Source organism: Tumidithrix elongata BACA0141 (assembly GCF_036349135.1).
GTDB lineage: Bacteria > Cyanobacteriota > Cyanobacteriia > Pseudanabaenales > Pseudanabaenaceae > Tumidithrix > Tumidithrix elongata.
On sequence record NZ_JAZBJZ010000029.1, the window covers coordinates 22,470 to 49,114 of the forward strand.

Below are 26,645 nucleotides of genomic sequence, written 5' to 3' on the forward strand. Positions count from 1 at the left end.
CTAGGACGATCGCATATCGCTAATAGCATTTCGGGTCATATTGGCGATCGCTTCGTCGGTGGCTTTGGGCAGGTGATAGTATTTGCCCCCTGCGGCAGCACTGAGTTCTTTGGCAAACCCCGTCGAGACAAATTTATTTTCGGTATCGATCACGAGTAAAGATAGACCTAGCGCCCGAATCTTTTTGGCAATATCCAGCAGTTCGGCTTTGATGTCTGGTTTTGTCTCAGGATCGATGGTTTCGCCCAGCGATCGTGCTAGGGGAATATTCCCTCTGCCATCGGTAATCGCCACGATCATCACCTGACCGACATCCCCAGACTGTTGGGCATTGACCCCAACTCGTACCGCTTGGGTGAGTCCGTGCGCTAAGGGCGAACCGCCGCCACAGGGCAATTGGTCTAGGCGTCTGCGCGCTGCTTCGATCGAACGGGTAGGCGGCAATAACACATCGGCTTTTTCACCACGAAAGGGAATCAGAGAAATTTGATCGCGATTTTGGTATGCCTCGGTGAGCAAACGCAATACCGCGCCTTTGGCGGACTGCATGCGATTTAATGCCATCGAGCCGGACGCATCCACCAGAAATACGACCAGCGCCCCTGCTTTACGGGCGAGGCGTTTGGCACGAATATCGACATTCTCGACAATTACCTTGCGATCGGGATTGCGGCTGCGTCTGGCTTTTTGATAGGGGGCGGCAGCACGGAGGGTGGCATCGACGGCAATGCGATCGCCTTTGCCTTGGGGTAGTACGGGCTTGATATAACGTCCCCGCTCTTGCGAAAAGATCAGGTTGCGCGCGCCAGATTTACCTTGACGCTTCACCATTTGGGCAAAGTACATCACCGAGGGATCGAGAATTACGCCCTCAGGATCGAAGACAAATTCTTCGGGCAAACTCGGCGGATCGCTAGACTCTTCAGGTTCGTCCTGGTCTTCTTGATCTTCTTCGGAATTGCTTTCAGGCTCTTGCGTATCGGGGGGTGGCGGTGGAGGGGGCGGCGCTTGATCTTGACGAATCGTCGATCGCGGCACGATCACCAGTTCTACGGCTTGACGGAGGTCATCGGCATTCACCGTGGTTCTGCCATCAAGGGCAGCGGCAGCTTTGGCGACTTTTAAGGCAAATAATTCGGCGCGATGTCCTTGCACGCCTCCACGTAGGGCTTCGCTGACAAGGTAGTTAATCTGGGCGGAGGTTGCCGTTACATCTTTGAGCCACTCGCGTGCCAGTACGATCTGAGTGCGCAGGTTATCGAGGTCTTCGTCGTACTGTGCCAAAAAGTCGGCGGGCGAGCTGGCATAGCCGATCGCCATATTTACCGCTTCCACCCGTTCGTCTAAAGACAGCACGCCATCGGCAGATAGGGTAATCGCAATGCGATCGAGCAGGTGTTCGCTGAGATTGCCCTCTTCAGGATTATAAGTAGCAATTAACAAAGGTCGGCAAGGATGTTGAAAGCTAATGCCTTCGCGCTCGATCTGGTTGTAGCCCGATGTCAAAATTGTCAGCAGTAGGTTCGAGATTTGGTTGTCGAGCAAATTAATCTCATCGACATACAAAACGCCACGATGGGCTTCTGCCAATAGCCCGGGCTGAAATACAGTTTGCCCTTGCTGCACAGACTTACTGACATCAACCGACCCCAGCAGTCGATCTTCGGTGATACCCAAGGGAATTTGGACAAAGGGTGCGGGAATGACTTGGGTATCCACCTGTTCGGGGGACAAACCTGCGGTGGCTTTGAGCAGAGCATCATCCCAATTCTCAGGCTTGGTCGGATCGCAATTGCTAATAGAACCGATCGCAACTTCAATGGGTGGTAGCAGCGCGTGCAATCCTCTGGCTAAGACGGACTTGGCTGTGCCTCTGCGCCCAGCGATCGCCACACCTCCAATTGCCGGATCGATCGCAGCCAGAAGTAATGCCGTTTTGATCGCGTCCTGTCCGACCACTGCGGCAAGAGGGAACGCCAAAGGAGCGCCTAGAGAAGGTGTGAATGCTTGCACCATGTACTTACAAAGGAACCTATAACGAAATCAAAAATATTTTTTACCTGCACACTAACCTACCATCAAGACACGGTGATTCGATCGCAGGGATGAAACTTAGACCTTATCCTTAATATAGATTCGCTAAGAACAAAAGTTCTTGACTCAAAGCGCATGGGATCTGAAAATTACGAAAAGATGTTTAGATGCAACCCAATCGAAAAAGATCGATCTTTATAGCATGTTTTTAGGCAAGCCTATTCTGTAAGTCCTAAAATGAAGAAAACTGTCTTTTGTCAGAAGTTTAAAAAAGTTTAAGTTTTGTTTTGGAATTACTGTTACGGATTTCTTGTAAACTTACAGACACAAAGGTATAAACAAGAATTAAAAATATTTAAACCTTCACAAATAGCCTAAAAATAAGCTGAATTTCACCGATATTTTCATTGCATCATTTAGCATTGATTAAGAAGTGTAAATATCAACTTTTGCAAACTAGCAGAATAATTTGGAGCGTGAGATAGCTTGGAAAGTCATAAAGAAAAGATTTTAGTTGTCGATGATGAGGCTAGCATTCGTCGCATCTTAGAAACACGGCTTTCAATGATTGGGTACGAAGTAGTAACCGCCGCAGATGGTGAGGAAGCTATTGAAACTTTTCGTAAGGAAGTCCCCGATCTAGTTGTGCTTGACGTCATGATGCCTAAGTTAGATGGCTATGGAGTTTGTCAAGAACTACGCAAAGAATCTGACGTGCCTATCATTATGCTGACTGCGCTTGGTGATGTTGCCGATCGGATCACGGGGCTGGAATTGGGGGCAGATGATTATGTAGTCAAACCATTCTCACCCAAAGAACTAGAAGCTCGCATTCGTTCTGTATTGCGTCGGTTCGATCGCAACGGGACTTCGGGTATTCCTAGTTCGGGCGTGATTCACATCAACAATATCAAGATCGACACTAACAAGCGTCAGGTCTATAAAGGCGATGAGCGCATTCGACTCACGGGAATGGAATTTAGTCTTTTAGAATTACTGGTCGGTAAATCAGGGGAGGCTTTTTCTCGCTCTGACATTCTGCAAGAGGTTTGGGGCTATACACCCGAGCGTCATGTCGATACGCGGGTGGTAGACGTACATATCTCTCGCCTCCGCGCCAAACTCGAAGAAGATCCCAGCAATCCCGAACTGATCTTGACGGCACGCGGCACGGGCTATTTATTCCAAAGAATTGTAGAAGCTGGGGCTGAGGCTTAGGGAAATTATCCCACCCTAACCCTCCCCTTGCAAAGGAGAGGGAACAAGATTTCTAGTTTTCCCCCTACCCTGCGGGAAGTCACCTCGCAGAAGCATGCAAAGGGAAATTAAAGAGGGTAAGCCCAATTTTTATCCACACAGTAGCCTTACAAAAGAGAGAACAAGCAAAAAAGGAGCAGTATAACTGCTCCTTTTTTGTTGGAATGGATAGATTTTCGTGAGAATTACTTAACTACAATCTGAGCAGAGGGCTGAGTCAAAGCCGCAACGGGTTGCGTAATGGGAGCAGCCGATTGCAAGAAATTCGTGCCTTCAACCGATTGGTTTGCCAAGGTGAATAAGGGATTGGAGGCAATTCCCGCCAAACTGGTAAAGACCAAAGTCAGAATGAGGACGACCTGCAAAGGACGCATCCCAATTGCCGACCAAGCCGTGCTTCCAGAGGTAATGTTGGGATAGTTTTTGACAGAAGCAGACATTTCTTGTGGCTCTTTAACCACCATCATCTTGACCACACGAATGTAGTAGTAGATCGAGACCACACTCATGGTTAAAGCCAGAATGACTAGACCATAGGCTTGAGCTTGCCAGCCTGCCCAAAAAATATAGATTTTGCCAAAGAAACCTGCCAAGGGTGGAATCCCCCCTAAGGATAAGAGGCATACGCTCAGGCAAAGCGTCAGCAGGGGATCTTTTTGGTACAAACCGCTGTATTCCGTAATTTGGTCTGTGCCCGTGCGTAACGCAAACAGAATCACACAGGCAAAAGCACCCATGTTCATAAACAGGTAAAGCAACAGGTAAAAAACCATGCTGGAATAGCCAGCTTCTGTGCCAACTACCATCCCCAACATCACAAATCCAGCTTGCCCAATCGAAGAGTAAGCCAGCATTCGTTTCATACTGGTTTGCGCGATCGCCACCACATTGCCCAGCACCATACTTAAGATCGTCAGCACCACAAACACGTAGTGCCACTGAGCCGTAACCAGCGGGAAGGCGGTCAGCATAAACCTTAGGGCAAGGGCAAACCCTGCTACCTTAGAGCCAATCGATAAAAAGGCAACCACAGGTGTGGGCGACCCCTCATACACATCGGGTGTCCATTGGTGAAAGGGCACTGCGGATAGTTTGAATGAGATCCCTGCAATCACAAATACCATGGCAATGATCAGGCTCAAACCACTTTCGGCAATCTTTGCCGCGATCGCTTCCAAGGTCGTCTCACCGCCAGACAGTCCGTATAACAAAGACATGCCATAGAGAAAAATTGCCGAACTCGACGCACCCACGAGCAAATACTTCAGGGCAGCTTCGTTAGAGCGGGGATCGCGCTTGGTATAGCCCGACAAAAGATAGGAGGCAATACTCAGGGTTTCTAATGCTACAAAGATCATCACCATCTCGTCAGAGCCAGCGAGGAACATCCCCCCAACCGTAGCCGTAAGCAGGATCACAAGATACTCACCTACTACGACACCAGACTGTTGCAGATATCGCTCTGAGATCATGACGGTCAGCAAAGCCGAGGCTGCAATGATGGCGCGAAAGATAATACTGAGTTTGTCTCCGTTGAAGCTCCCAATAAAGGAAATTGGGTTGGTGATATTTGTCCATTGCCACACAAGTGCTGCCACAGATCCCACTAGACCTGCGATCGCAATATAAGACAAAGACTTGGATGATTGGCGGCCAGACGAGACAAGATCGACCACCAAAACTGCCACAAGCGTCACAATGACAATGAGTTCGGGCAGAATCACACCAGTGTTAAGCAGGGCATTGAGACTTGCTAAATCCATACTTTAATTACTTAGGTTGTTGCTAATTAAGAATTGTATCCGTGAATTGGGGTTAAAAGCTATTAGCGATTAGCCTTTAGCCTTTAGCTTTTCGGGAAAGCCTTGTGACACGGGCAGTTTAGAACTGATTTAAAAAAGATAATTGTTAATTGGTTATCAGTTATTGGTTCATGGGTTATCTGTTATCGGTATTTAGGGGATTGCCACTGACAACTAAGCAACTAACAACTAACAACTGACAGCTTTTTCTGAATAACTGACAACCGATCGCCATAGATTTTGGTATGTTAGTGAAGGCAAAAGCAACAAATAGCCTACATTTGCTTTTCCTTAAACCTTTTAACCCAAATGACAGTCAGAGAAGTATTTCGCCGCACAAAAATCGTCGCCACCCTTGGCCCTGCTACAAGCAGTCCAGAAGTAATTCGAGAATTGATCGAAGCAGGTGCTAGCACATTTAGACTCAACTTTTCGCATGGGACTCACGCCGATCATCACCGTAGTGTTTGCATGATTCGACAGGTTTCCAGCGAGCTTAACCAGCCCGTGGGGATTCTCCAAGATTTGCAAGGTCCAAAGATTCGCCTAGGTAAATTTACCGATGGCTCGATCTACCTCAACAAAGGCGATCTCTTTACACTCACCAGCCGTAAAGTCCCTGGTACGCAGGCAAGCAGCTCGATCACCTATGAAAATTTAGCGCGGGAAATACCACCCAACGCCACGATCATGCTGGATGACGGCAAGGTTGAAATGATTGTCGAAAGCGTAGATTTAGAGAACGAAGACCTAAATTGCCGCGTTGTGGTTGGCGGTGTGCTGTCCAATAGCAAGGGGGTTAATTTCCCCAACGTACACCTTTCGGTCAAAGCCATGACTGAAAAGGATCGCGAAGATCTCCAGTTTGGGTTAGGCGAAGGCGTTGACTGGGTAGCCCTGAGTTTTGTCTGCAACCCCGAAGATATTTTAGAGATCAAGGAAATTATCGCCGCAACGGGTCGGCATGTCGGCGTGATCGCCAAAATTGAAAAACACGAAGCGATCGCGCGCATGGAGGAAATCCTCTCTGTGTGTGATGGCGTAATGGTCGCCAGAGGCGATCTGGGTGTAGAAGTCCCTGCCGAAGACGTGCCCCTACTGCAAAAACAATTAATTCGTACTGCCAACCGATTGGGGATCCCTGTAATCACGGCAACCCAAATGCTCGACAGTATGGTGAGCAATCCTCGCCCCACCCGCGCTGAGATTTCAGACGTTGCCAATGCAATTATCGACGGCACAGATGCGGTCATGCTCTCCAATGAGACTGCGGTTGGAAAGTATCCCGTCCAAGCCGTAGAGACCATGGCTAGAATTGCGCTGCGCATTGAAAAAGAACACAATCTCCATCCCGTAGAAAGTTCGGGACGCTCTGTGCCAAACGCCATTAGCCAAGCCGTAGGTCGCATTGCTACACAATTAGATGCCGCCGCGATCTTAACGCTTACTAAAACTGGTTCGACCGCCCGCAATGTCAGTAAGTTCCGTCCGCCCATCCCTATTTTGGCGGTGACACCTCAAGTCGATGTCGCCCGTCAGTTACAACTGGTTTGGGGCGTACAGCCGCTAATGGTGTTGTCTCTGCCCTCAGCACGTCAAAATTTTGAAGCCGCCTTAAATCTCGCCCAAGAACGGAGACTCGTAGAAGCAGGCGATCTCGTCGTGATGACCGCAGGCACGCTGCAAGGCGTGGCAGGCTCGACGGATTTGATTAAGGTAGAGTTTGTCTCGTCGGTGGTGGGGAAAGGACTGAGTATTGGTCAAGGCATCGTCAATGGTCGAGCAAGAGTGGCTTTCCATTACTTGGATGTCAAGGACTTTAACGAAGGTGAGATTTTGGTGGTCGATCGCACCGATGCTGATTTCGTCGATATTATTCGCAAGGCAGCAGCAGTAATAACTGAAGAATCTAGTCTTGAGTCTCATGCCGTCGTCATTGGCAGAAAGCTAGGGATTCCCGTGATCATCGGTGTCAAGAATGCCACCAGCAATATCCGAGATGGCGAGCCACTCAGTATCAATTTCCGCAAGGGTCTAATTTATACAGGTTCTAAATCTGATGAGATCGGTTGAGGAACTCAAGTTCCGTGGAGTTCGGCTCCGCTTACCCCAAGGTTCCTAGGCAATTTAGGATTTCAATATAAGTGAATTTGGCATTAATTCAGAGAAGAAGCAATGACACAAAAACTTCTGTTTGTCTGCTTGGGAAATATTTGCCGATCGCCCTCAGCGGAAAACATCATGAATCATCTGGTTGAGAAAGCAGGGATCAGCGATCGGGTTATCTGCGACTCAGCGGGTACGGCAGGCTATCACGTCGGCGCGATGCCCGATCGCCGTATGAATGCGGCGGCACAAAAACGAGGGCTAGCCTTGGTCGGCTCGGCACGTCAGTTTGAACCGAGTGACTTGGTAAACTTCGACCTGATTTTGGCAATGGACAAGCATAACTATCGCGATATTTTGTCCCTCGACCCCAGTGGGAAATATGCCCACAAGGTCAAAATGATGTGTGACTATTGCCAAACCCACAGCGATCGCGAAGTTCCCGATCCATACTATGGTGGAGTTTCAGGCTTTGATTACGTAATCGATTTACTCTTTGATGCCTGTGATAGTCTATTGAAATCTCTACCTCATGCATGAGATGGAGATCGCTTAAGCATCACGCTTCTCAAAGACAATCAGATGCTGCGAAGGTAGGAAATTCTTGGTTTCGCGCCAAGTTAAGCCCATCGATCGCATTTCCTGCTTTACCTGTTTTTGGGTCATCTTGTGTAATCCCTTGATCGGAATAAAAGGATTCTCGCCACGATATTCTACAAAAACGACTCTGCCTTTGGGTCTAAGTGCTTTGACAATACCTTCCATCATCTCCTTGGGGTAGGCAAATTCGTGATAGGCATCGACCATAAGCACTAAGTCAACGCTTTTAGGTAGCAAATTCGGATCTTTGTCTGTACCTAAAACCGGCTCTACATTCTGAATGCCCTTTTCTGCTTTGAGGTAGCCTAAAATTTCTAGCATTTCAGGTTGAACATCCACGGCTAAAACTTTCCCTTTGGGTACGAGAGGCGCAATCCGAAAACTAAAATAGCCAGTACCCGCACCCAAATCGGCAACGACATCGGTGGGCTTGAGATTGAGAGCAGAAACAACCTGTTGTGAATGTTCTTCGTTTTCTCGCTGCGATCGCTCTAGCCAGCCAGCTCCCCTATGTCCCATCACCTGAGCAATTTCGCGTCCCTGATAAAACTTGCCAATGCCATCGCGATCGTGCTGCTGACGATATTCATAGATCTGTGGCACTGTTGGGGAGGGGGCAGCGATCGCAGGGGACGGAAACACAAGGAACAAAATCATCAGCAACCCAAAGATTGCTAGGGCTGCCAACCAGTTCACTGAGATTTTTTCTGGTAAGTTTTGTTTAGCTGTCAATGTCACATGTCATCTCCTAAATTAGAACCGCTATAGTAATAGTAAGTCGTCTACTTAGCCGTGAACCAATTAAGCTATGGCAGGCAATCGCAAGGAAAAGCCGATTAAGAAACAGTTGCAAGAGCACCTAAATGCAGCGCAACATGGCGTAAAACGTCGCTACGAAAAGACCGTAAAGCAAGTCCAGTACGAGTTGCAACAGCAACAATCTCAGGCTAAAGAAAAGCTCGATGAGATTGACGCTTGGGCGATCGATGCCGTCAATGAAACCCTTGACCTTGCGGGTGACAAAATTGCCGAGACGCTCGATCAAGTCAAGTCTTCTGCCCAACAAAAGTTTGAGCAGGTTGTTAAAAAGACCCAAGCTGAATCAAAGCAGAAAAAACGCCATAGCGATCGCCGCCCTGATAAACGCACGGATAAAACTGTGGATAAGACATTAGAGCAGGTAGGGGAGACCATTGTCGATCTTGGCGATCGCCTGAAATCTGCTGCTCAAAAAGCCGCCCGCTCTGTAAGCAAAAAATTACACTAAATTATCAGTATTTGCGATCGCACTTGAGCGACCTAGCCTATGAGGGTGTAAGTGAGCGTCATATTTACACGAACAACATTCTCTTGTAGTTGCTCTATCTCTCGTCATTTATTGATGAAAACCTTTAGTAATTGTTGGTTCTTTGGCACGACGATCGCCTGTGTAGTGGCTCTTATGCTCGGAGTTTACCCTGGCGTTCTAGAAGATGTTCTATTTCTGCTCGTGCTGCTGGCGATAGTTGTCACACCGATTGCGATGGTGGCGATCCCGATTTGGTTGACCATTTTGGCAAGAAAAGGAAAATTACGAAAGCCAAAGGTTTCTTGGCGACTTGTGGCTGCGATCGGGGCGATCGTCCTAGGTACGACCCTGCTTTTGCAATTTGATCTACCTTTACGCTTGGTATTTATGGTGTCTCAACCTGCGTTTGAAGCGCTGATCGCCCGTCCGCCAACTGGCTCGGCTCCTACTCCTATTAAAGGATTAAATCAACAGTTAGGCTTATACCAAGTTGATGAGTATGCAACAGGTTCCCATGGTGGCGTATACTTTCGCGTTTACCAAGGGAAAACTCATCTATTTTCTGAGCCATCCTATGGCTTTGCGTACCGGCCCAGTCGGGAAACTAATCCTTTTGGAGAGGACAAGTACCAAAATTTTCCTATCAAAGAAAATTGGTACTGGTTTAAGGCATTCAGAAACACTTGGCTTTGAAGCCTATGGGAATATCGTCGCCTAGTTTGGAAAATACATTCACCAACTGCCGCCATCACCACCGCCGCCACTATCACCACCCCCAAAATCCCCGCCACCACTTCCACCACCACCGCCATCTCCACTATCCGAGCAGATCGGATCGAATGTCGAAGAATCGCTTAGCATGGGTACGATTTCCTCTAACTCCTCAGAATATTCGCAACAGGCGCATTTAGCGATCGCGAGCCTTTTCCCCGTTTCTGATTTTGTGGCTGGCGCTAATTCCTGAAAGGTCTTACTCACGGTCAATTCCCTACAGGTGGGGCATAGATGAAAGCTGTAATCATTGACGACATGCGTTCTCAAATGAAATCCCAATCCAGTGAGTTGAGGGCGGCAGGTTGGACATTGCCAGCCATCAACACGAATGCTGCCTAACTCTTGAGCAATTTTTTGCGGTGCTTGCAAGCTAGACAATACCAAGTCGCGATCGAGTTTTTGCATCGGTTGTTTGCAAACAGCACAGGCGATCGCTTCATCATTTTGAACGTCTATTCTAGAAACACCTGCTGGCGCGATCGCTGTGGGAAATAGGGTTTTGACTCTTTTGCCGATCGCCGCCCAAACAGCATAAGTTCCCACTGCAATCAGATAAATAGGTATCCAAACCCATTGAAGGTCGCTAGAGCCTGATGTGCTAGGTTGCGCTCGTACATCAGGATTCTCTCCCTTAGGTGGCATACTGAGTGTCGTAACGATCGCCTGCGTACCAGCGACGGTTCCCCCCGCAAAATCATTCCGCTTGAAGAATGGAATGATCTTAGTTTGAACGATCTTACCAACCTCCAGATCGGGTAGGATTGGTTCAATGCCATAGCCTGTTTCAATTTCGATACGGCGATCGCGCTCGGAAATTAGAAACAGCACACCATTGTTTAAGTGTTTCTTGCCAATTCCCCAAAATTTAAATAGCTGCGTCGCGAATTGTTTTGCCGTTTCTGAAGGAGCCGTATCTGGCACGGTCACAATCGCAATTTCAATGCCATTCTTGGCTTCCAGTGCAGAGATTTGCTCGTTCAATAGCACTTCAATTTCTGGGGGCAAAAGATTTGCCATGTCAGACACCCATCCACCATAAATGTGACGGGGATTGGGAACTGCCTGTATCGTCACAGCCCATGCTGGAGAGATAAAATTCAGCAGCATAAAGCACTGGACGATGCCTAATAGTAACCATTTGAGATAGCGATCTTGAAGGGTTTTTCGCAGCATATCGTTCGCGATTTGAGATAGTCTCATCCTATAAAACTAAAACTATTCTTGCAACCTGCGATATATGTAACTTCGGTTTGAGATTGCTGACTGATAGTAAGGACTATTAAGGTGCAGGGCTGGGATAGCGACGATGAATCTCATCAATTTTTGCTAAAATCTCTGGACTGAGGGTGGTATTTACGCTATCTATATTCTCCTGCAATTGTTCGAGGGTTGTAGCACCGATAATGGAACTGGTGACAAACCAACGGCTGCGGACAAAGGCTAAAGCCAGTGTGGATGGTGAGAGATTGTATTGCTTTGCGATCGCGGCATATTCACCCACGGCTTCTTTAACATTGATCTTGTTATAGCGCTGTCCAAAGTTTGGGAATTCCGTTAGCCTTGCGCCTGCGGGAGGAGCTTGCAAATACTTCCCAGAGAGCGTTCCAAATCCTAGAGGACTGTAGGCTAATAAGCCCACTTTCTCGCGATAGCAAACTTCCGCCAGAGCTGAGTCAAAGACGCGATTGAGCAGGTTGTAAGCATTCTGAATCGAGGCGATCTTGGGCAATTTCAACTGAGCTGCCGCTTGGCTAAATTGGCATACGCCCCAAGGGGTTTCATTACTCACACCCAGATAGCGAATCTTCCCTGCTTGAATCACTTCGGCAAATGTGGATAGTTGTTCTGCAATGGGAACCGATTCCCGTTCCTGAGTCGGATCGAATATGGTTTGCCCGAACATAGGCACATAGCGATCGGGCCAGTGAATTTGATATAGGTCGATATAGTCTGTTTGTAGGCGTTTGAGACTATCATCCACGGCTTGCAGGATATTTTTGCGACTGAGAGCAGCTTGAGAATCATCTCGCACCCATTTGTAAGCACGTCCTGCCCCAATCATTTTGGTGGCAAGAATGAGGCGATCGCGTTGTTGATGCGCCAACCATTCCCCAATATAGGACTCGGTTGAGCCCTGCGTTTCTTGGCGAGGGGGCACGGGATACATCTCAGCGGTGTCGATGAAGTTAATTCCCTGCGCGATCGCGTAGTCTAGTTGCTGATGGGCATCATTGATGGTGTTTTGCTGTCCGTAGGTCATCGTGCCAAGACAAATCTCTGACACCTTCAAGTCACTTTCGCCGAGTTGGTTATATTTCATGAAAACGATTCAGACTCCATTGAGTGCATAATAATTGATACTTGAATGCTTTACCCTTCTTTATTCCCTAGAGGTTTATTCCGTCGTGGCGAGATCGAGCGTGGGAATGGCATCAATTAGGGTTTGGGTATAGGGCTGTTGGGGATAGTTGTAGATCGCATCGGCAGCACCCATTTCTTCGATTTTGCCCTTGTTCATCACGACAATGCGATCGCTCATAAACTTGACCACACTTAAGTCATGGGAAATAAAGATATAGGTCAATCCAAATTCTGCCTGTAACTCTTTTAAGAGATTTAACACCTGTGCCTGTACCGATACATCGAGCGCCGATACCGACTCATCGGCAATAATCAGCTTAGGATTGAGTGCCAAGGCTCTGGCGATACAGATCCGCTGCCGTTGCCCGCCCGAAAATTCGTGGGGATAACGGCGCATGGCACTGCGATCGAGACCAACCCGTTCCAAAAGATAGGCAACGCGGTTTTTACGGTTGAGCGCTGACTGAAAGTTTTTAAACTGTTCTTGATGGGCGTGAATTTCTAGAGGTTCCGCGATCGCATCGCCTACGCTCATGCGCGGGTTAAGCGAACCATAGGGATCTTGAAATACAATCTGCATCTCGCAACGCAGTCTTTGCAGTTCCTCTGCTCCCATCGTGGTGACATTTTTGCCTTCAAACCAGACATCGCCACCCGTGGGCTTGATCAGGCGCAAAATTGCCCGACCTGTGGTGGTTTTACCGCAACCCGATTCACCCACGAGCCCTAGGGTTTCGCCGGGGTAAACATCAAAGCTAATGTTGTTGACAGCGACAAAATAACGCCGCGTTTCACCCCAAACGCCGCGAATGGGAAAGTCAACGCGCAGATCTCTGACCTTGAGTAAAGCGGGTTGAGCTTCCAAGGTTTTCAAACGATTCTCACTATCGGCGAGGGTCACCACTTCCTTAAGGCGAGGGGAATTTGGCTCTAGGGCAATAATTTCGCCGTTCACCTCTTCCATATAGTCGCTGACCGTGGGCAGATACTTGAGTTGCAGAGCTGGTTGGGGTCGGCAGGCAACCAATCCCTTGGTGTAAGAATGTTGAGGTTCCCTAAAAATGGCTTGGGTTTGTCCAAACTCCACGACCTGACCTTTATACATGACGGCGACGCGATCGGCAATTTGTGCGATTACGCCCAGATCGTGACTGATAAACACGATGGACATCTGTCGTTCTTGTTGAAGTTGGCGCAACAAGTCTAAAATAGTGGCTTGAACCGTAACATCCAAGGCAGTAGTCGGCTCATCGGCAATCAAAATCATCGGATTGCAGCAAATCGCGATCGCAATCATCACCCTTTGCAACTGTCCGCCCGATAGCTCGTGGGGATAGCGTTTGATAATCTGTTCGGGATTGGGAAGTTTGACTTCGGTAAATAGCTGAATCGCTCTGGCTGTAGCGGCTTGCTTGCTAAGATGCTGATGTAATTGCAGCACCTCGATAATCTGATAGCCACAGGTAAACAGAGGATTTAAAGAAGTCATGGGCTCCTGAAAAATCATGGAAATGCGATCGCCTCTGTACTGCCGCATTCTTTCCGAGGGCATATTGGCGAGGTTGACCTGTTCCGTACCCGTATCAAATAGAATCTCACCTTGGGTAATCTTCCCTGTTTGGGCTAGCAACCCCATAATCGCTAGGGCTGTCACAGATTTCCCCGAACCTGACTCACCGACAATCCCTAGGGTCTGTCCTTGCATCAGCTCAAAACTGACATTCCTGACCGCAGGAACGATACCTTGATCGCTCTTAAAGTCCACTTGTAACTGATTCACAGACAGAATGGGGCGATCGTTCATAGAGGGTGATAGGAATTGAATAAAGGTTCTAGCAGGCGATCGGGAAATTCAAACAAAATCTATTCAAATAAAATCTACATAAGTTGACGATAGGAACTCAAGGGTAAACCCGTTCGTTTTTTGACATCCATGAGCGATCGGAATTCTCCCCGTCGCTGTCTTTCAGCAGCGATCGCTGCTGCCACTTCTGGTGTCAGACCCACTTCCACCAATTCGTTAGCAGAGAGCACGTTAAGGCGCTTCCATGAGAATGCTGCTTCGTTCCTATAGTTATAGCTAAACGTAATTAATGGCTCAATGCGTTGAACCGTCGTAGGTGGAATTCCCACCACCTCTGTGAGTTCTTCTACACTAGTAAAAATATAGCCCTCATTCTGTAAAGACTCGATATCGTTGGCATAGACAATCGGTAAGCCCAATCCATTCACCAAGTCATTTTTAGAGCAAGCATTGATGTCGATTTTAGAACGACTACCCGCAAGGCTTTTCGCCAAACTCGGATCTTCTGGAAGTGCCAAGTCTTGAGGATAGGTTTTGATCAGAAACGATCGCTTTAAGTAAAAAGCCAGCCCCACTTGACAGCCCCAGATCGCGAAAAAGATGGGAGTAAAAAGGTCAATGGGCAATGACACAATACTGAATGAAATGATGGTTAAACCTACACCCGCCCCGATCCAAGCGGGCGTATTGGCTTTAGAACCTGCATAGGCAAGCGATAACCCACCAAAGTAAGGGATGAACGAATACCAAACCCAGTTAGGTGTTTGCTGAAACCAAGGAGACTTTGACATGAGTACCAAACCAATGTTTAAAAAAGAACTGCGAAGACTTATAGATGCTTAAGTAACTTCTGACGCTTCTCTTCATACTCCTCAGCCGTAATCACCCCAGAATCATACAGCCCTTTGAGATCGGATAGTGCCTTGGTCGCATCAGCCGCCGAAACCGCGCCGCCCGAGTACAACGAATTCATGGCATTGGTTGCTGGAGCTCCATTGAATCTTTGGTTAAATTCAGCATCTGACATAAAGATCAGCATAAAGAATTCAAAAAAAGCAATGATGGCTGGAATAAATGTCCAGCAAAAGAGAAGATAGAGTACACCTGCACCTGTTTGCCCTAAGTAAAATTTATGTACGCCTATTCCACCCAAAAACCAGCAAAGCAGAATGGCGGCGGTTTTCGATTTCATAAAGTGTAGCGATCCTAAAAATATGGGTTTAATTGTGAGCTTCTAGGAATTTTACTAGTTGGCACGCTTTGACAGCTTCTTTTGAAGAAAGAAAATCAAGGCAATGCCAGTTTGTACCTCCAGCAAGATTAAGTAAGCACTGAGAATTGGGTTTAACTCGATGCGAGAAATCATCGTAAACGTAGCAAAACCAAATACTAAGTAAGGCAGCGATCGCAGCAAACTTGCAAGTCTGTGCGCTCCGATTCCATAGATTTTATGGGTAGCTTGGTCAGTCATACCTAAAATGCTAGATTACATAGATCTCATCATAACCCTCAGTATTATCCTACTGACTGGAAGCGTCAAGTGTGGGGCAATTTTCATAGTGCGGCTCCGCTCACCATTCCATACTTGTTTGGGGAGCAAAGCCGAACCGAACCTACAACACTTTCTCCAGACCATAAATCAGCGACTTTAGTTGCAGCACCCGCCTTATTGCCAAGAGCACCCCGGGCATATAGCAGGCGCGATCGCTGGTGTCATGACGCAAGCTATAAATTTCTCCGGGTGCGCCAAAGATCACTTCTTGATGTGCCAACAACCCCGGTAATCTCACACTATGCAGGCGAATATTCTCGCCCACCACAGCGCCTCTTGCCCCAGCAAAATTCTCTTTTTCGACAACGCTAGGGGGATTAAAGGTTTTACCCAGTTCCGATAACATTTGGGCAGTTTTAACCGCCGTACCGCTAGGGGCATCTGCTTTTTGATTGTGGTGCAGTTCGAGAATTTCCACATGCTGGAAATATTGACTCGCCGCGATCGCCGCTTGTTGCAACAAAATCATGCCAATCGAAAAGTTGGGTACGATCAAACAGCCCATACTGGCTTTATCAGCAAAAACCGTGAGGTCGTGAATTTGTGCCTCGGTTAAGCCTGTCGTCCCAATTACAGGACGCACCCCGTAGGCGATCGCCGATCGCACGCGATCGTAAATCCCATCAGGATGGGTAAAGTCCACGACCACGCTCAGTTGCTTCTCTTGCGCTCCCTGTGCCAGCATTACCTCTAAGTCATTGGTCACAGGAATTTCTAAAGCACCGATCCCCACCACTTCACCGATATCTTCACCAATGTGGGTGCGATCGATCGCACCGATCAAGGTCATATCTGGGGCATTGGCGATCGCTTTGATCGTTTCTCGTCCCATTTTGCCATTCGCACCAGCAACAATGACGGGAATAGGTAGGTTTTCAGACATAGTTATTAGCCAACAGGTATTCAGTGAATAGTTAATTTAAGTTATTGCGGGCGATCGCCTTGACGCAGAGAGCAAGATGCTCGACGGCTATACGGTAAAATCCATGATTAGGTACCCCGCCTCTCCACTTATCTTGAAGGTAAACTCGTGATTTCGCAACCGATCGCATCCATAGCAATTTTATGTCACTCCATGCTGAGCCATAGGGTTAGCAAGCGATCTTCATAGAAAATCGAGAAATCCTATTTGCAAAGGGGATGAAAAGTATAGACTTAATGCGCGAGTGAGGTATTTATGGACATCCAAGCACAGTTGGAATTGCACAAGCAATGGTTGGAAACCGACGGCAAAGATGGAAAAAGGTTCGATGAGCCCCATCTTAGTAGAGCGATTCTCAATGGCGCGAACTTGAGTGGTGCTTACCTCGTTAAAGCCAACCTCAATGAAACCAAGCTGATTGGAGCCAACCTCAGCAAAGCCCATCTCAGCGGAGCCTATTTTAAGGAAGCAAATCTCAGCGATGCTCGACTGATGGGAGTAAACCTTGTAGGAGCAAACCTCAGTGGAACAAAATTGGTGCGAGCCATACTGGCTGAATCTAATTTAGAAGGCGCAGACCTGTTTGAAGCCAACCTCGAAGGAGCCAACCTCAGCGAAGCGAATCTTGTCGGTACAAATTTGGGTGGAGCCAACCTCTGTAGCGCAAACCTAATCGATACCAACTTTTTAGGAGCAAAGCTCAATAATGCTAACTTGACAGGAGCCGATCTCACGGGAGCCTACCTCACGAAGGCTAACTTGACAGGAGCCGATCTCACGGGAGCAAATCTCAACGACACCAACCTTGTGGAAGCAAATCTCAGAGGTGCTAAGCTCGTAAATACAAGCCTCAAGGGAGCTATCCTATGCAATACGACGATGCCTGATGGAAGCATTGATAATTCAGGTTGTAGGTAGTTCTCGTCTCTAAATAGTAAATTAACGGATTGCGACCACAGATTTAAGGGAAGGTTTCTAACGATAGAAGGAATCCAGTTGCCTCAAAGGTTCCAGTCTAAAAAATACAAGGTCTATTGTTGCCAAATTAATATATAAATTCGCAATTATTTCGATCTATACTAGAGTAGACATAAGCTGAGATCAAGGGGGGAGTGATGAATTGCCGTTTTTGCAAAGGGTACGAGATACAGGGAAGAAATGGTGGGCTATGTCATTTACTAACAGTCCCAGTGCAAGGTCGATGGAATGCCTGTAGACTTGGAACTCCTCGATTTCCTGCTGCTATAGTGACAACAAGCAACCTGCTACCACAAACCATGTAACTACCCATATCATCTGGATGCGATCGCAACTTCACATCTACAAATAAACTTCTATGGAATTTCGGTTTCAATTTCTCAGAGTGAAAACAAGACATAATCATGTAAAACCATCCTGAAAGATGATTTTTGATAGTCATTTTTCAAAAATTGAGATCTTGCGATCGCCTTTCTAAGCTCTTGAATCGACTTGCCTTGCTTCAGTTCATCGCCTATGATCTAGCCTATGATTTATTCACAAGGGAATATAAAACAAGGGGAATATAAGGATCGATCTAGCATGAGGTGTGGTACTTAACTGATGAGCATCCAAGATAAACTGGAAAAGCATGAGCGATGGTTAGAGACAGATGGGAAAGATGGAGAGAGATTCATCGTAATTACAAAAAGTGATGAGTTACAAGGGGCCGATCTAAAAAAAGCGAACCTTTGCCGTGCAGACCTTAGTAAAGCAAACTTACAAGAAATCAATCTTGAAGGAGCCAACCTTGAAGGAGCTAATCTTTGGCAAGCGAACCTTACAGCAGCTAACCTTACAGCAGCTAATCTCAATGGTGCCATTTTGCTCGGCGCTAGTCTTACAACCAGTATTTTTATTGGAGCGAGTTTGATCGAAACAGACCTAATCAAAGCTAAGCTCTTTGAGGCAAAATTTAATCGAGCCGATCTTAGTAAAGCAAAACTCAACAGAGCCGACCTCAGCTTTGCCGACTTTAGCCATGCTCGCCTCAGTAATGCCGACTTTAGTAAAGCCAAACTCGACGATACTATTTTTAGTCATGCCAAACTCAATGATGCCATCTTTGGATGCGTGAATCTCAGTGGAGTCAAACTTAACGATGCTAACCTCAATGGTGCCAATCTCGCAGGAGTCAATCTCAGTGGTGCTAACCTCAATCGCGCCTATCTAGTGGGAGCCAATCTCAGTGGTGCAAACCTCAATAAGGCGAACCTCAATTTTGCAAATCTCGAAGAAGCGATTCTCTGTGAGGCCGATCTCAATGGAGCGAACCTTAGCTTTGCCAGCCTCAATCGAGCCAATCTTTTTGACGCCGACTTTCATAAAGCCAACTTCTTTGATGCTCACCTCAATAGAACCAACTTAGAAGGAGCGATTATGACTGACGCTAATCTCGAAGGTGCTGACCTGACAGGAGCAAATCTCAGTTTTGCCAATTTAAACGGAGCTAAGCTCCATAATGCTGACCTTAGTGGAGCGACCTTATGTCTAACAACGATGTCTGATGGAAAAGTGGATAATTCTAGTTGTAACCGACTGGGTAGGATCAGGTAAGACGCTCAGGAGACACGCTTAAATTGGTATAGGCTTTCGACCAGATCGGCTGTCTTGGGATAGTTATCCGTGAGGCTCTGTTGTTTAAAGAGTTGTGCAGCTTCATTGTAATCAGCGATCGCAACTTTCTTATCTCCTAGCTCGTACTTCGCATAGCCACGACTAAAGTAAGCATTGGCATCGTTAGGATCGAGACGAATGACTTCAGTAAAATCTGCAATGGCTCCCTGATAGTCCCCCAGTTTGACCTTTGAGTTACCACGACAATAGTAAGCATTAGAATCATTCGGAGCAAGCCGAACTACTTCAGTAAAATCTGCAATGGCTCCCTGATAATCCCCTAGTTCGTATTTCGCATAGCCTTGAACAATATAATCTTTAGCGAATTTGCCCCCAAAAATCTTGTAAACGTTCATCGCTTTTTATCTCTACTTGTTACGTCCTTCATCTTAATGTATTGGAAAGACGCATTTCATCAAGTGATTGGAATCATCGGTTCGTAGTGATCGCGATCGCACCTGAGGGATACTAAAAACACAAAAACAACAGATCGCGATCGCAGGCTTAACTAGGCGGGCATTGCATGATATTCATATCAAGTTTAAAGAATCAAGTTTAAGGAATCAAGGATATGAAACGACAAAACGCCCCCCAACAAAAACTAATTGCCCAATGGATCGATGTAGATGGTAAGCTGATTTGCACATGGAAGTCGATTGACCTTGAGGCAAAACAAGGCATGATTCTCGCTTTCCCCACAGCGGCGCAGGCAGCATAGGCAACCTGTAATTAACTACAGGATAAAATACTCAGGGTAAAATATTATTATCATAGGCGTTAAAGATTGAAATTTTTGTTCATGGATTCTGTCCAAAATATGGAGCAAATTTAAAAGAATCTAGACGATAGTTTATCAATAGGAAAGTAGGAGGATCCCATGATGAATAAGTCTGACTTTATGAACCCACGCTCTCGCTTTTATGGAGAATTTACCCCTCAAAATCTGATGTTTGATGCAAACTTGCAAGAGTTTGCGCATCGCGTCAGTATTGTTACCGCACTGACCACAGGTGGTAAACTCATGCCTGAAGAAGCCTATAGCCAAATTAAAAAGCTCTGGCACGAACTCAAGAATTCTAAGAGAGAGCTTGGTATTGGCAAAAAGCCGACAGAAGGAACTCAAGGGATGGAAAACTGATTGAAACTGATTATTCCTAATTCTACAAATCGACGAAAGCATCTGCCATCTGACAGATGCTTTCATATTTGTGGCGATCGCCTTACCTATGGGAGCCAAAACAGATAGGAATCTCTACAATTTATACCTTCTGATTAGTTCCATTGCCTTACGGTAATCATCCATGCGTCTTTGTTGCTTAAAGATCTGGGCGGCATCGGTTAAGTCTGCAAGGGCTCCCTTTTTGTCTCCCAAACGAATCTTGGTCAATCCCCGATTGCCATAGGCTTCAGGATAATCAGGCTTGATACGAATTGCCTGAGAATAGTCGGCGATCGCACCTTCTAAGTCTTCCAAGGTTTTCTTGGTGATGCCACGATTGTAATAGGGTATGGCATAGTCAGGCTCTAGACGAATCGCTTCAGAATAGTCGGCGATCGCACCCTGGTAGTCCTCTAAAGCATCCTTCGCATTTCCCCGATTGTTATAGGCAGAGGCATAGTCAGGCTTGATACGGATTGCTTGGTTGTAAGCAGTAATTGCCCCCTGATAGTCTCCCGAAGCATAGAGCGAATTCCCGCGTTCGTAGGAGGTCTCGGCATCACTCTGCTTTAAACGAGGGCGATCGCTTTCATTTAAAGTAACTTCTTGGTAGATATCTGAAGCATCCTTCGCATTCCCTCGATTGGTTTCGACTGAGGCATTACCATCACTAACACCAGCGAGTACGATCGCCCCTACCACAACAAAGAAAGTTCCCACTTTGCCTAAAAACATGCTCGATTCGCCTCAGCTAGAAATGTTGTTAACTTTATCCTATCCCTAGATTCCTTATTTGAAAATCACCGAATGATTTTGAAAATCAGCCAAGATACTAACAAAATCCCAACACAATCCTAAGGTCAGAGGCTTGGTAGTCAAGCGATCGCCTTTTCAAGTAAAGTTTTGAATCATGCATTGGAATTCCCCGTTGATTTGCAGTTAAAAGAAAGGTTAAAACTATGCGTAAAAGTTTTGCTGGGTTAGGTCTTACAAGTTTGTTGTTTTTCTTGCCCATACAAGGGATATACCCCCTACTCAATCTAGAAGCACAGGCGCAAACAGACCGACAGGCAGAAGCGGGTAGATTGATCAATCAGGGGTTACAGCAATATCGCAGCAGTCAGTTTGAGTCAGCATTTCGATCGTGGCAACAGGCGCTGCAAATCTATCGAGACCTTAAAGACCGCACAGGTGAAGGAAAAGTCTTGAACAATCTTGGTATTGCTTACTACAGCCTAGGACGATATGAAGAATCCGTGAAGTTCCTTCACATGCGTTTGGCGATCGCCCGCGAGCTTCACGATCGCAGAGCTGAAGGCAACGCGCTTGACGGTATAGGGCTTAACTATATGCAGCTAGGACAATTCGATCGTGCGATTGCCTTCTATCCCAAGGCTCTGGAAATTTTCCGCGAACTCAACGACCGTACAAACGAAGGTAATGCGAGTGGGAATCTTGGCATAGCCTACCGCGAATTAGGACGATACGAGCAAGCGCTTGCTTTCCACCAGCAACAGTTGGCAATTACTCGCGAAATTAAAGATCGCGCAGGTGAAGGTAGGGCGCTTGGAGGGTTGGGGATTGTCTACCGCGAACTAGGGCAATATGACAAAGCGATCGCCTATCTGCAGCAAGATCTAGCGATCGCCAAGGAATTCAACGATCGTGGCAGTGAAGGAAGAGCGCTCAACAATTTAGGGATTGTCTATAGCAAACAACATCAATACGAAAAAGCGATCGTTACCTATCAGAGGGTTATCGATGTCTTCCACGCACTTAACGATCGAAATAGCGAGGCAAGAGCGCTCGGCAATCTCGCTGTGATCTATTCCATATACAAGCAATACGATAACGCGATCGCCTTTCACCAGCAGCAATTGGCAATTGCCCGCGATATCAAAGATCTTGCAACAGAGGCAAGAGCGCTGGACGGACTTGGTATTGCTTATCAGTCAAAGGGGCAGCACGAGCAGGCGATCGCATCCTATCAACAGGAATTAGCGATCATTCGCGAGCTTAAAGATCGCAACGGTGAAGCAAGAGCGCTGAATAATTTCGGACTATTATTAGCTAGTCAAAATCAACCCCAACTTGCTATTCTCTCTTACAAACAATCCGTTAATATTCAAGAATCGATCCGTAAAGATATTCGCGGGCTGAGTAAAGAAGAGCAGCAGTCTTTCTTAGAAACCGTTGCAGATACCTATCGTTACCTTGCCGATCTGCTTCTCAAGCAAGGACGGGTGATGGAAGCGATGCAAATCCTCGACCTACTTAAGATTCAAGAACTAGAGGATTATCTTAAGAATGTCAAAGGAAACGACAGGACAGCCCAGGGGATTCGGCTTTTAGAACCAGAAAAAGCGATTAGCAGTCAGCTATCAGCCATCAGCTTTGAGAAAATATCTGAACTCAATCGCCAACTAGCAAATCAGATTCAGCAACTACCAAAATCAGAAATCAATCAGGTTCCTGAATATCTGCAAAAACTACCCAAAGGAGCTGTTTTAATCTATCCTCTGATTCTCAGCGATCGCCTCGAATTAATCCTCTTTTCTGCAAACACCACGCCTATTAACCGTACGGTTACAATTAAAAAAGCTGACCTAGAGAAACTCATCAGTGATTTTCGCTCTGACTTGCAAGACTTCAGTTCCATTGATGTCAAAACCTCCAGCAAAAAACTTTACGACGTTCTGATTAAACCGATCGCATCCGACCTCAAGCAAGCAAACGCCAATACAATTCTCTATGCTCCCGATCGCCAACTGCGGTATATTCCCCTCGCTGCTCTCTATGATGGCAAGCAATGGCTAGTCGAGAAATATCGCGTGAATAACTTGATTGCCTACAGTCTCTTTGACCCAGATAGTAAACCCCAAGCAAATCTTCGCATTTTTGCAGGCGCATTTGGCGGCAAGGGCAGTGAAACTCGTTTTGGTCTAGGTGGGCTTCCTTCCACGATTCCTGAAGTCGAGAATATTGCCTCGACCTTTTTGGATACGACCAAGTTAGTCGAACGGAACTTTACCGCAAATGCCACAAAGGCAAAAGTTGTAGGACAGACGATCGTGCATTTTGCCACTCATTCTGAATTTAAATCTGGTAGCCCCAATGATTCCTATGTGTTGTTTGGGGACGGCAGCAAAGTTACCCTTGCTGAGATTAACGAATGGCAGCTTAAAGATGCCGATCTAGTGGTTCTGAGCGCCTGTCAGACTGGAGTGGGAAGTCTAGGCAATGGGGCAGAGATTCTCGGTTTTGGGTATCAGGTGCAGAGAGCAGGGGCAAAAGCCTCGATCGCTTCTTTATGGACGGTATCCGATGGCGGTACGCAGTTGCTAATGGAAGCATTTTATGGAAGTTTAAAAAAGGGAAATGTGAGTATGTCAGCTTCTTTGCGAGAAGCACAGCTAAGCATGATTCGCCGCCCCATAAACAAAGGTGCAATCAACTACAACCATCCCTATTATTGGTCGGCGTTTGTCCTGATTGGGAATGGTCTGTAGGGGCTTAACATTAGAAAACAACCCGATCGCTTTAACTTTGCAAAAGGCGATCGCAATTCGCTAGTATAAGCAGATGCGTACTGACACCATCTTCTTTCAACTCTTTCAAACCTTTGATGGCTTATTGTTTGAGCTAGTGGGACTCCCACCTGAAGCTTCGGAAGGCTATCGATTTACTTCTGTGGAAATCAAGGAAAAAGCCTTTCGCTTTGATGGCATTTTTATTCCAGAATCAGTGGATAAAAACATTTGGTTTGTGGAAGTTCAATTTCAAAAGCGCACCGAGTTTTATTGGGAGTTTATTGGTGAGATATTTTTGTATTTGAGTCAATACAAGCCAGACCATGATTGGCAAGCAGTGGCAATTTTTGCGAAACGCAGTATTGAGCCTGAAATTCCGAAACAATTTAGAGCGCTATTTGCAAGTGGACACATTGTGCGGATATATCTTGATGAGTTGCCAGAGAATCAATCGCTGAATTTAGAACTTGTGAGATTGATCGTTGTCCCGAAGAAGGAAACGGTAGCTCTAGCGCAGCAGTTGGCTAGTCGATTGGGGCAAGGCGATCGCGAGAGGATGATAGAATTTATTGAGACAGTTTTGCTATATAAGTTTCCCCAGATGAGTCGAGAGGAGGTTGAGGCGATGTTTACGTTAAGCGATCTCAAAAAAACAAGAGTTTATCAGGAGGCAAAGCTTGAAGGCAAGCTTGAAGGCAAACTTGAGGGCAAACTTGAGGGCAAGCTTGAGGGTGAAAAAATTGGGACACAACGTGGTCAGGTTTTGGGACGACAGCAGGCGCTTAAACAGGTTGCGGTGCGTCTGCTGTCGCGGAAGTTTGGTAAGGTGACGCTAAAGGTAAGCAAGCGTTTAGAGAAGCTCTCGGCGGAGCAGTTGGAGGAGTTGGCGGAGGCGGTGTTGGATTTTGAGAAAGTTGCTGATTTGGAAGCTTGGTTAAAGAGAAAAAAGTAAGTCGCTAAGTTTTTTAGCGATCGCCATACAATTCTAAGCAAAAAATGAAGGTGGTTTATGGCTTCAAGAATTTACGCGATCGCGTTTGTTCTCGCATCTGGATTTTTTGGGTTGCTGTCTGATTTACCCCCTGCGGCGGCACGCATCCTGCAAGGAATCGCCCAAACCACGACACCACAAACTCAAACATCAGAAAGCAAATCGATCGCGCTATCTTTGCAGCAACCAATTGCCAGAGAATTAAAGGGGGGCGAGACCCATAGCTATGTGGTGAGTCTGAAGGCTGGTCAATTTTTTCAAGCGATCGCCGAGCAGAAGGGAATCGATTTGGTGATTTTGCTATATAGCCCTAGTGGGAAGTTACTCGCGCGATCGGATAGTCCCAACGATCGCTTGGGCTTTGAGGTGATGTCGGTAATTGCGGATAGTGAAGGTAGTTATCGATTAGAGATTAATGCTCCTGATGGTAAGGCTGCTGCGGGAAAGTATGTATTGAAGGTTGAGGAGTTGAGGGTTGCTGGCGATCGGGATAGAAAGTATGTTGCGGTGGAACGTGCTTTTATGGAGGCGGTTGTGTTGAATGAAAAGCAAACTAGAGAAAATCGGCAACAGGCTCTCGCTAGATTTTTAGAGGCAGTTTTAGTATTCAAGGAACAAGAAAAGCTTTACTGGGAAAGCCTTACAAATGAATTGATAGGTAGGATTTATTCGGATTTTGGACAATATCAAAAAGCAATTGACTACTATCAGCAATCCTTAGCAATCAAAAAGCAAATCGGCGATCGCAATGGTGAAGCAACGTCGCTCAATAATTTGGGAGAAGTGTATAGCAGTCTCGGACAATATCAAAAAGCAATTGACTACTATCAGCAATCCTTAGCTATCTTTATGCAAATCGGCGATCGCAATGGTGAAGCAACGTCGCTCAATAATCTGGGTGCTGTATACAACAGTCTCGGACAGTATCAGAAAGCGAGCGATTTCTATCAGCAATCCTTAGCAATCAAAAAGCAAATCGGCGATCGCAATGGTGAAGCAACGTCGTTTAATAATCTGGGTGCTGTGTACAACAGTCTCGGACAGTATCAGAAAGCGAGCGATCTCTATCAGCAATCCTTAGCTATCTTTAAGCAAATCGGCAATCGCAATGGTGAGGCAAGGTCGCTCAATAATCTGGGTGCTGTATACAGCAGTCTCGGACAATATCAAAAAGCAATTGACTACTATCAGCAATCCTTAGCTATCTTTCAGCAAATCGGCGATCGCAATAGTGAAGCAAGGTCGCTCAATAATCTGGGAGAAGCATACAGAAATATCGGACAGTACCAGAAAGCAATTGACTACTATCAGCAATCTTTAGCTATCTTTCAGCAAATCGGCGATCGCAATAGTGAAGCAAGGTCGCTCAATAATCTGGGAGAAGCATACAGAAATATCGGACAGTACCAGAAAGCAATTGACTACTATCAGCAATCTTTAGCTATCTTTCAGCAAATTGGCGATCGCAATAGTGAGGCAAGGTCGCTCAATAATCTGGGACTTGCATACAACAGTCTCGGACAGTACCAGAAAGTGATCGATTTCTATCAGCAATCTTTAGCTATCTCTGAGCAAATCGGCGATCGCTCTAGTGAAGGGACAACGCTCAATAATCTGGGAGAAGCATACAGAAATATCGGACAGTACCAGAAAGCAATTGACTACTATCAGCAATCTTTAGCTATCTTTCAGCAAATTGGCGATCGCAATAGTGAGGCAAGGTCGCTCAATAATCTGGGACTTGCATACAACAGTCTCGGACAGCACCAGAAAGAGATCGGCCAATTCAAGGATGAAATGCAACGGGGTCTGATGAAGCAAAGAATACTTC

24 protein-coding genes are annotated in these 26,645 nt (G+C 46.5%); 12 read left to right on the forward strand and 12 right to left on the reverse strand.

The genetic code is table 11. The annotated features are described in order from the left end of the window. Positions 1–2,016 (reverse strand): magnesium chelatase ATPase subunit D, encoded by a 2,016-nt coding sequence (bchD, locus tag V2H45_RS09390; protein ID WP_330483376.1) that lies wholly within the window; start codon positions 2,014–2,016, stop codon positions 1–3. A 504-nt stretch (positions 2,017–2,520) separates the two neighbouring features. On the opposite strand from bchD, the gene rpaB reads away from it, so the two are divergent. Then, a complete protein-coding gene (gene rpaB / locus V2H45_RS09395; RefSeq protein ID WP_330483377.1) occupies positions 2,521–3,252 on the forward strand; it encodes a response regulator transcription factor RpaB in 732 nt (243 codons plus the stop codon). A gap of 224 nt (positions 3,253–3,476) precedes the next feature. On the opposite strand, the gene V2H45_RS09400 is transcribed toward rpaB, so the two are convergent. After that, positions 3,477–5,054, reverse strand: coding sequence for an NAD(P)H-quinone oxidoreductase subunit N (locus tag V2H45_RS09400; protein ID WP_330483378.1), 1,578 nt, complete (start codon positions 5,052–5,054; stop codon positions 3,477–3,479). Between the two features lie 348 nt (positions 5,055–5,402). Here V2H45_RS09400 and pyk point away from each other — a divergent pair, with 348 nt between their 5' ends. After that, on the forward strand, positions 5,403–7,166 hold the full coding sequence (gene pyk, locus V2H45_RS09405; RefSeq protein WP_330483379.1) for a pyruvate kinase: 1,764 nt from the start codon (positions 5,403–5,405) through the stop codon (positions 7,164–7,166). 102 nt (positions 7,167–7,268) lie between these two features. Further along, on the forward strand, positions 7,269–7,739 hold the full coding sequence (locus V2H45_RS09410) for a low molecular weight protein-tyrosine-phosphatase (protein WP_330483380.1): 471 nt from the start codon (positions 7,269–7,271) through the stop codon (positions 7,737–7,739). A gap of 12 nt (positions 7,740–7,751) precedes the next feature. Here the strand turns inward: V2H45_RS09410 and V2H45_RS09415 are convergent, their stop codons facing one another. Continuing rightward, on the reverse strand, positions 7,752–8,456 hold the full coding sequence (locus V2H45_RS09415) for a class I SAM-dependent methyltransferase (protein ID WP_408648760.1): 705 nt from the start codon (positions 8,454–8,456) through the stop codon (positions 7,752–7,754). Positions 8,457–8,607: 151 nt separating this feature from the next. Between V2H45_RS09415 and V2H45_RS09420 the strand changes: the two genes are divergently transcribed. Next, complete coding sequence (locus V2H45_RS09420; RefSeq protein ID WP_330483382.1) at positions 8,608–9,066, forward strand: hypothetical protein; 459 nt, start codon at positions 8,608–8,610, stop codon at positions 9,064–9,066. 114 nt (positions 9,067–9,180) lie between these two features. After that, positions 9,181–9,780, forward strand: a complete 600-nt coding sequence (locus V2H45_RS09425; protein ID WP_330483383.1) for a hypothetical protein — start codon at positions 9,181–9,183, stop codon at positions 9,778–9,780. Positions 9,781–9,819: 39 nt separating this feature from the next. Here V2H45_RS09425 and V2H45_RS09430 read toward each other — a convergent pair whose 3' ends face one another. From V2H45_RS09430 to dapB, 7 genes are all read right to left on the reverse strand, one after another. Next, entirely contained in the window at positions 9,820–11,061 is a 1,242-nt protein-coding gene (locus tag V2H45_RS09430) for a TPM domain-containing protein (protein ID WP_330483384.1), read from the reverse strand. A gap of 79 nt (positions 11,062–11,140) precedes the next feature. Continuing rightward, positions 11,141–12,181 (reverse strand): NADP(H)-dependent aldo-keto reductase, encoded by a 1,041-nt coding sequence (locus tag V2H45_RS09435; RefSeq protein WP_330483385.1) that lies wholly within the window; start codon positions 12,179–12,181, stop codon positions 11,141–11,143. 75 nt (positions 12,182–12,256) lie between these two features. Next, the gene (locus V2H45_RS09440; RefSeq protein WP_330483386.1) at positions 12,257–14,026 is read right to left on the reverse strand and encodes an ABC transporter ATP-binding protein; all 1,770 of its coding nucleotides are present in this window, start codon (positions 14,024–14,026) and stop codon (positions 12,257–12,259) included. Between the two features lie 74 nt (positions 14,027–14,100). Next, the gene (locus tag V2H45_RS09445; protein WP_330483387.1) at positions 14,101–14,817 is read right to left on the reverse strand and encodes a helix-hairpin-helix domain-containing protein; all 717 of its coding nucleotides are present in this window, start codon (positions 14,815–14,817) and stop codon (positions 14,101–14,103) included. A 38-nt stretch (positions 14,818–14,855) separates the two neighbouring features. Continuing rightward, entirely contained in the window at positions 14,856–15,218 is a 363-nt protein-coding gene (locus V2H45_RS09450; protein WP_330483388.1) for an NINE protein, read from the reverse strand. Positions 15,219–15,272: 54 nt separating this feature from the next. Next, positions 15,273–15,497, reverse strand: a complete 225-nt coding sequence (locus V2H45_RS09455) for a hypothetical protein (RefSeq protein WP_330483389.1) — start codon at positions 15,495–15,497, stop codon at positions 15,273–15,275. A gap of 142 nt (positions 15,498–15,639) precedes the next feature. Then, on the reverse strand, positions 15,640–16,461 hold the full coding sequence (dapB, locus tag V2H45_RS09460) for a 4-hydroxy-tetrahydrodipicolinate reductase (protein ID WP_330483390.1): 822 nt from the start codon (positions 16,459–16,461) through the stop codon (positions 15,640–15,642). Positions 16,462–16,755: 294 nt separating this feature from the next. On the opposite strand from dapB, the gene V2H45_RS09465 reads away from it, so the two are divergent. After that, the gene (locus V2H45_RS09465) at positions 16,756–17,418 is read left to right on the forward strand and encodes a pentapeptide repeat-containing protein (protein WP_330483391.1); all 663 of its coding nucleotides are present in this window, start codon (positions 16,756–16,758) and stop codon (positions 17,416–17,418) included. Between the two features lie 663 nt (positions 17,419–18,081). After that, positions 18,082–19,074, forward strand: coding sequence for a pentapeptide repeat-containing protein (locus V2H45_RS09470; RefSeq protein WP_330483392.1), 993 nt, complete (start codon positions 18,082–18,084; stop codon positions 19,072–19,074). Between the two features lie 5 nt (positions 19,075–19,079). Here V2H45_RS09470 and V2H45_RS09475 read toward each other — a convergent pair whose 3' ends face one another. After that, positions 19,080–19,490 carry a tetratricopeptide repeat protein gene (locus V2H45_RS09475; protein ID WP_330483393.1) on the reverse strand — a complete coding sequence of 137 codons (411 nt, stop codon included), beginning with the start codon at positions 19,488–19,490 and terminating at the stop codon, positions 19,080–19,082. Between the two features lie 215 nt (positions 19,491–19,705). Between V2H45_RS09475 and V2H45_RS09480 the strand changes: the two genes are divergently transcribed. Together V2H45_RS09480 and V2H45_RS09485 are read left to right on the forward strand one after the other, a co-directional pair. After that, positions 19,706–19,852, forward strand: coding sequence for a hypothetical protein (locus V2H45_RS09480; RefSeq protein ID WP_330483394.1), 147 nt, complete (start codon positions 19,706–19,708; stop codon positions 19,850–19,852). 159 nt (positions 19,853–20,011) lie between these two features. Further along, positions 20,012–20,272, forward strand: coding sequence for a DUF7219 family protein (locus V2H45_RS09485; protein WP_330483395.1), 261 nt, complete (start codon positions 20,012–20,014; stop codon positions 20,270–20,272). Between the two features lie 114 nt (positions 20,273–20,386). Here the strand turns inward: V2H45_RS09485 and V2H45_RS09490 are convergent, their stop codons facing one another. Further along, entirely contained in the window at positions 20,387–21,028 is a 642-nt protein-coding gene (locus tag V2H45_RS09490; RefSeq protein ID WP_330483396.1) for a tetratricopeptide repeat protein, read from the reverse strand. Positions 21,029–21,252: 224 nt separating this feature from the next. Here V2H45_RS09490 and V2H45_RS09495 point away from each other — a divergent pair, with 224 nt between their 5' ends. The 3 genes from V2H45_RS09495 to V2H45_RS09505 all read left to right on the forward strand — a co-directional run. Next, entirely contained in the window at positions 21,253–23,802 is a 2,550-nt protein-coding gene (locus V2H45_RS09495; RefSeq protein ID WP_330483397.1) for a CHAT domain-containing protein, read from the forward strand. Positions 23,803–23,875: 73 nt separating this feature from the next. Beyond that, entirely contained in the window at positions 23,876–24,775 is a 900-nt protein-coding gene (locus V2H45_RS09500; protein ID WP_330483398.1) for an Rpn family recombination-promoting nuclease/putative transposase, read from the forward strand. 57 nt (positions 24,776–24,832) lie between these two features. Next, positions 24,833–26,645, forward strand: a 1,813-nt coding sequence (locus tag V2H45_RS09505) for a tetratricopeptide repeat protein (protein ID WP_330483399.1), incomplete at its 3' end; no start/stop codon positions are given.

Excerpts from the sequence above, each read along its gene's own strand:
- bchD (WP_330483376.1), bottom strand. The coding sequence starts at position 2,016 with ATGGTGCAAGCATTCACACCTTCTCTAGGCGCTCCTTTGGCGTTCCCT.
- V2H45_RS09400 (WP_330483378.1), bottom strand. The coding sequence starts at position 5,054 with ATGGATTTAGCAAGTCTCAATGCCCTGCTTAACACTGGTGTGATTCTG.
- pyk (WP_330483379.1), top strand. The coding sequence starts at position 5,403 with ATGACAGTCAGAGAAGTATTTCGCCGCACAAAAATCGTCGCCACCCTT.
- V2H45_RS09410 (WP_330483380.1), top strand. The coding sequence starts at position 7,269 with ATGACACAAAAACTTCTGTTTGTCTGCTTGGGAAATATTTGCCGATCG.
- V2H45_RS09415 (WP_408648760.1), bottom strand. The coding sequence starts at position 8,456 with ATGATTTTGTTCCTTGTGTTTCCGTCCCCTGCGATCGCTGCCCCCTCC.
- V2H45_RS09420 (WP_330483382.1), top strand. The coding sequence starts at position 8,608 with ATGGCAGGCAATCGCAAGGAAAAGCCGATTAAGAAACAGTTGCAAGAG.
- V2H45_RS09425 (WP_330483383.1), top strand. The coding sequence starts at position 9,181 with ATGAAAACCTTTAGTAATTGTTGGTTCTTTGGCACGACGATCGCCTGT.
- V2H45_RS09430 (WP_330483384.1), bottom strand. The coding sequence starts at position 11,061 with ATGAGACTATCTCAAATCGCGAACGATATGCTGCGAAAAACCCTTCAA.
- V2H45_RS09435 (WP_330483385.1), bottom strand. The coding sequence starts at position 12,181 with ATGAAATATAACCAACTCGGCGAAAGTGACTTGAAGGTGTCAGAGATT.
- V2H45_RS09440 (WP_330483386.1), bottom strand. The coding sequence starts at position 14,026 with ATGAACGATCGCCCCATTCTGTCTGTGAATCAGTTACAAGTGGACTTT.
- V2H45_RS09445 (WP_330483387.1), bottom strand. The coding sequence starts at position 14,817 with ATGTCAAAGTCTCCTTGGTTTCAGCAAACACCTAACTGGGTTTGGTAT.
- V2H45_RS09450 (WP_330483388.1), bottom strand. The coding sequence starts at position 15,218 with ATGAAATCGAAAACCGCCGCCATTCTGCTTTGCTGGTTTTTGGGTGGA.
- V2H45_RS09455 (WP_330483389.1), bottom strand. The coding sequence starts at position 15,497 with ATGACTGACCAAGCTACCCATAAAATCTATGGAATCGGAGCGCACAGA.
- dapB (WP_330483390.1), bottom strand. The coding sequence starts at position 16,461 with ATGTCTGAAAACCTACCTATTCCCGTCATTGTTGCTGGTGCGAATGGC.
- V2H45_RS09465 (WP_330483391.1), top strand. The coding sequence starts at position 16,756 with ATGGACATCCAAGCACAGTTGGAATTGCACAAGCAATGGTTGGAAACC.
- V2H45_RS09470 (WP_330483392.1), top strand. The coding sequence starts at position 18,082 with ATGAGCATCCAAGATAAACTGGAAAAGCATGAGCGATGGTTAGAGACA.
- V2H45_RS09475 (WP_330483393.1), bottom strand. The coding sequence starts at position 19,490 with ATGAACGTTTACAAGATTTTTGGGGGCAAATTCGCTAAAGATTATATT.
- V2H45_RS09480 (WP_330483394.1), top strand. The coding sequence starts at position 19,706 with ATGAAACGACAAAACGCCCCCCAACAAAAACTAATTGCCCAATGGATC.
- V2H45_RS09485 (WP_330483395.1), top strand. The coding sequence starts at position 20,012 with ATGATGAATAAGTCTGACTTTATGAACCCACGCTCTCGCTTTTATGGA.
- V2H45_RS09490 (WP_330483396.1), bottom strand. The coding sequence starts at position 21,028 with ATGTTTTTAGGCAAAGTGGGAACTTTCTTTGTTGTGGTAGGGGCGATC.
- V2H45_RS09495 (WP_330483397.1), top strand. The coding sequence starts at position 21,253 with ATGCGTAAAAGTTTTGCTGGGTTAGGTCTTACAAGTTTGTTGTTTTTC.
- V2H45_RS09500 (WP_330483398.1), top strand. The coding sequence starts at position 23,876 with ATGCGTACTGACACCATCTTCTTTCAACTCTTTCAAACCTTTGATGGC.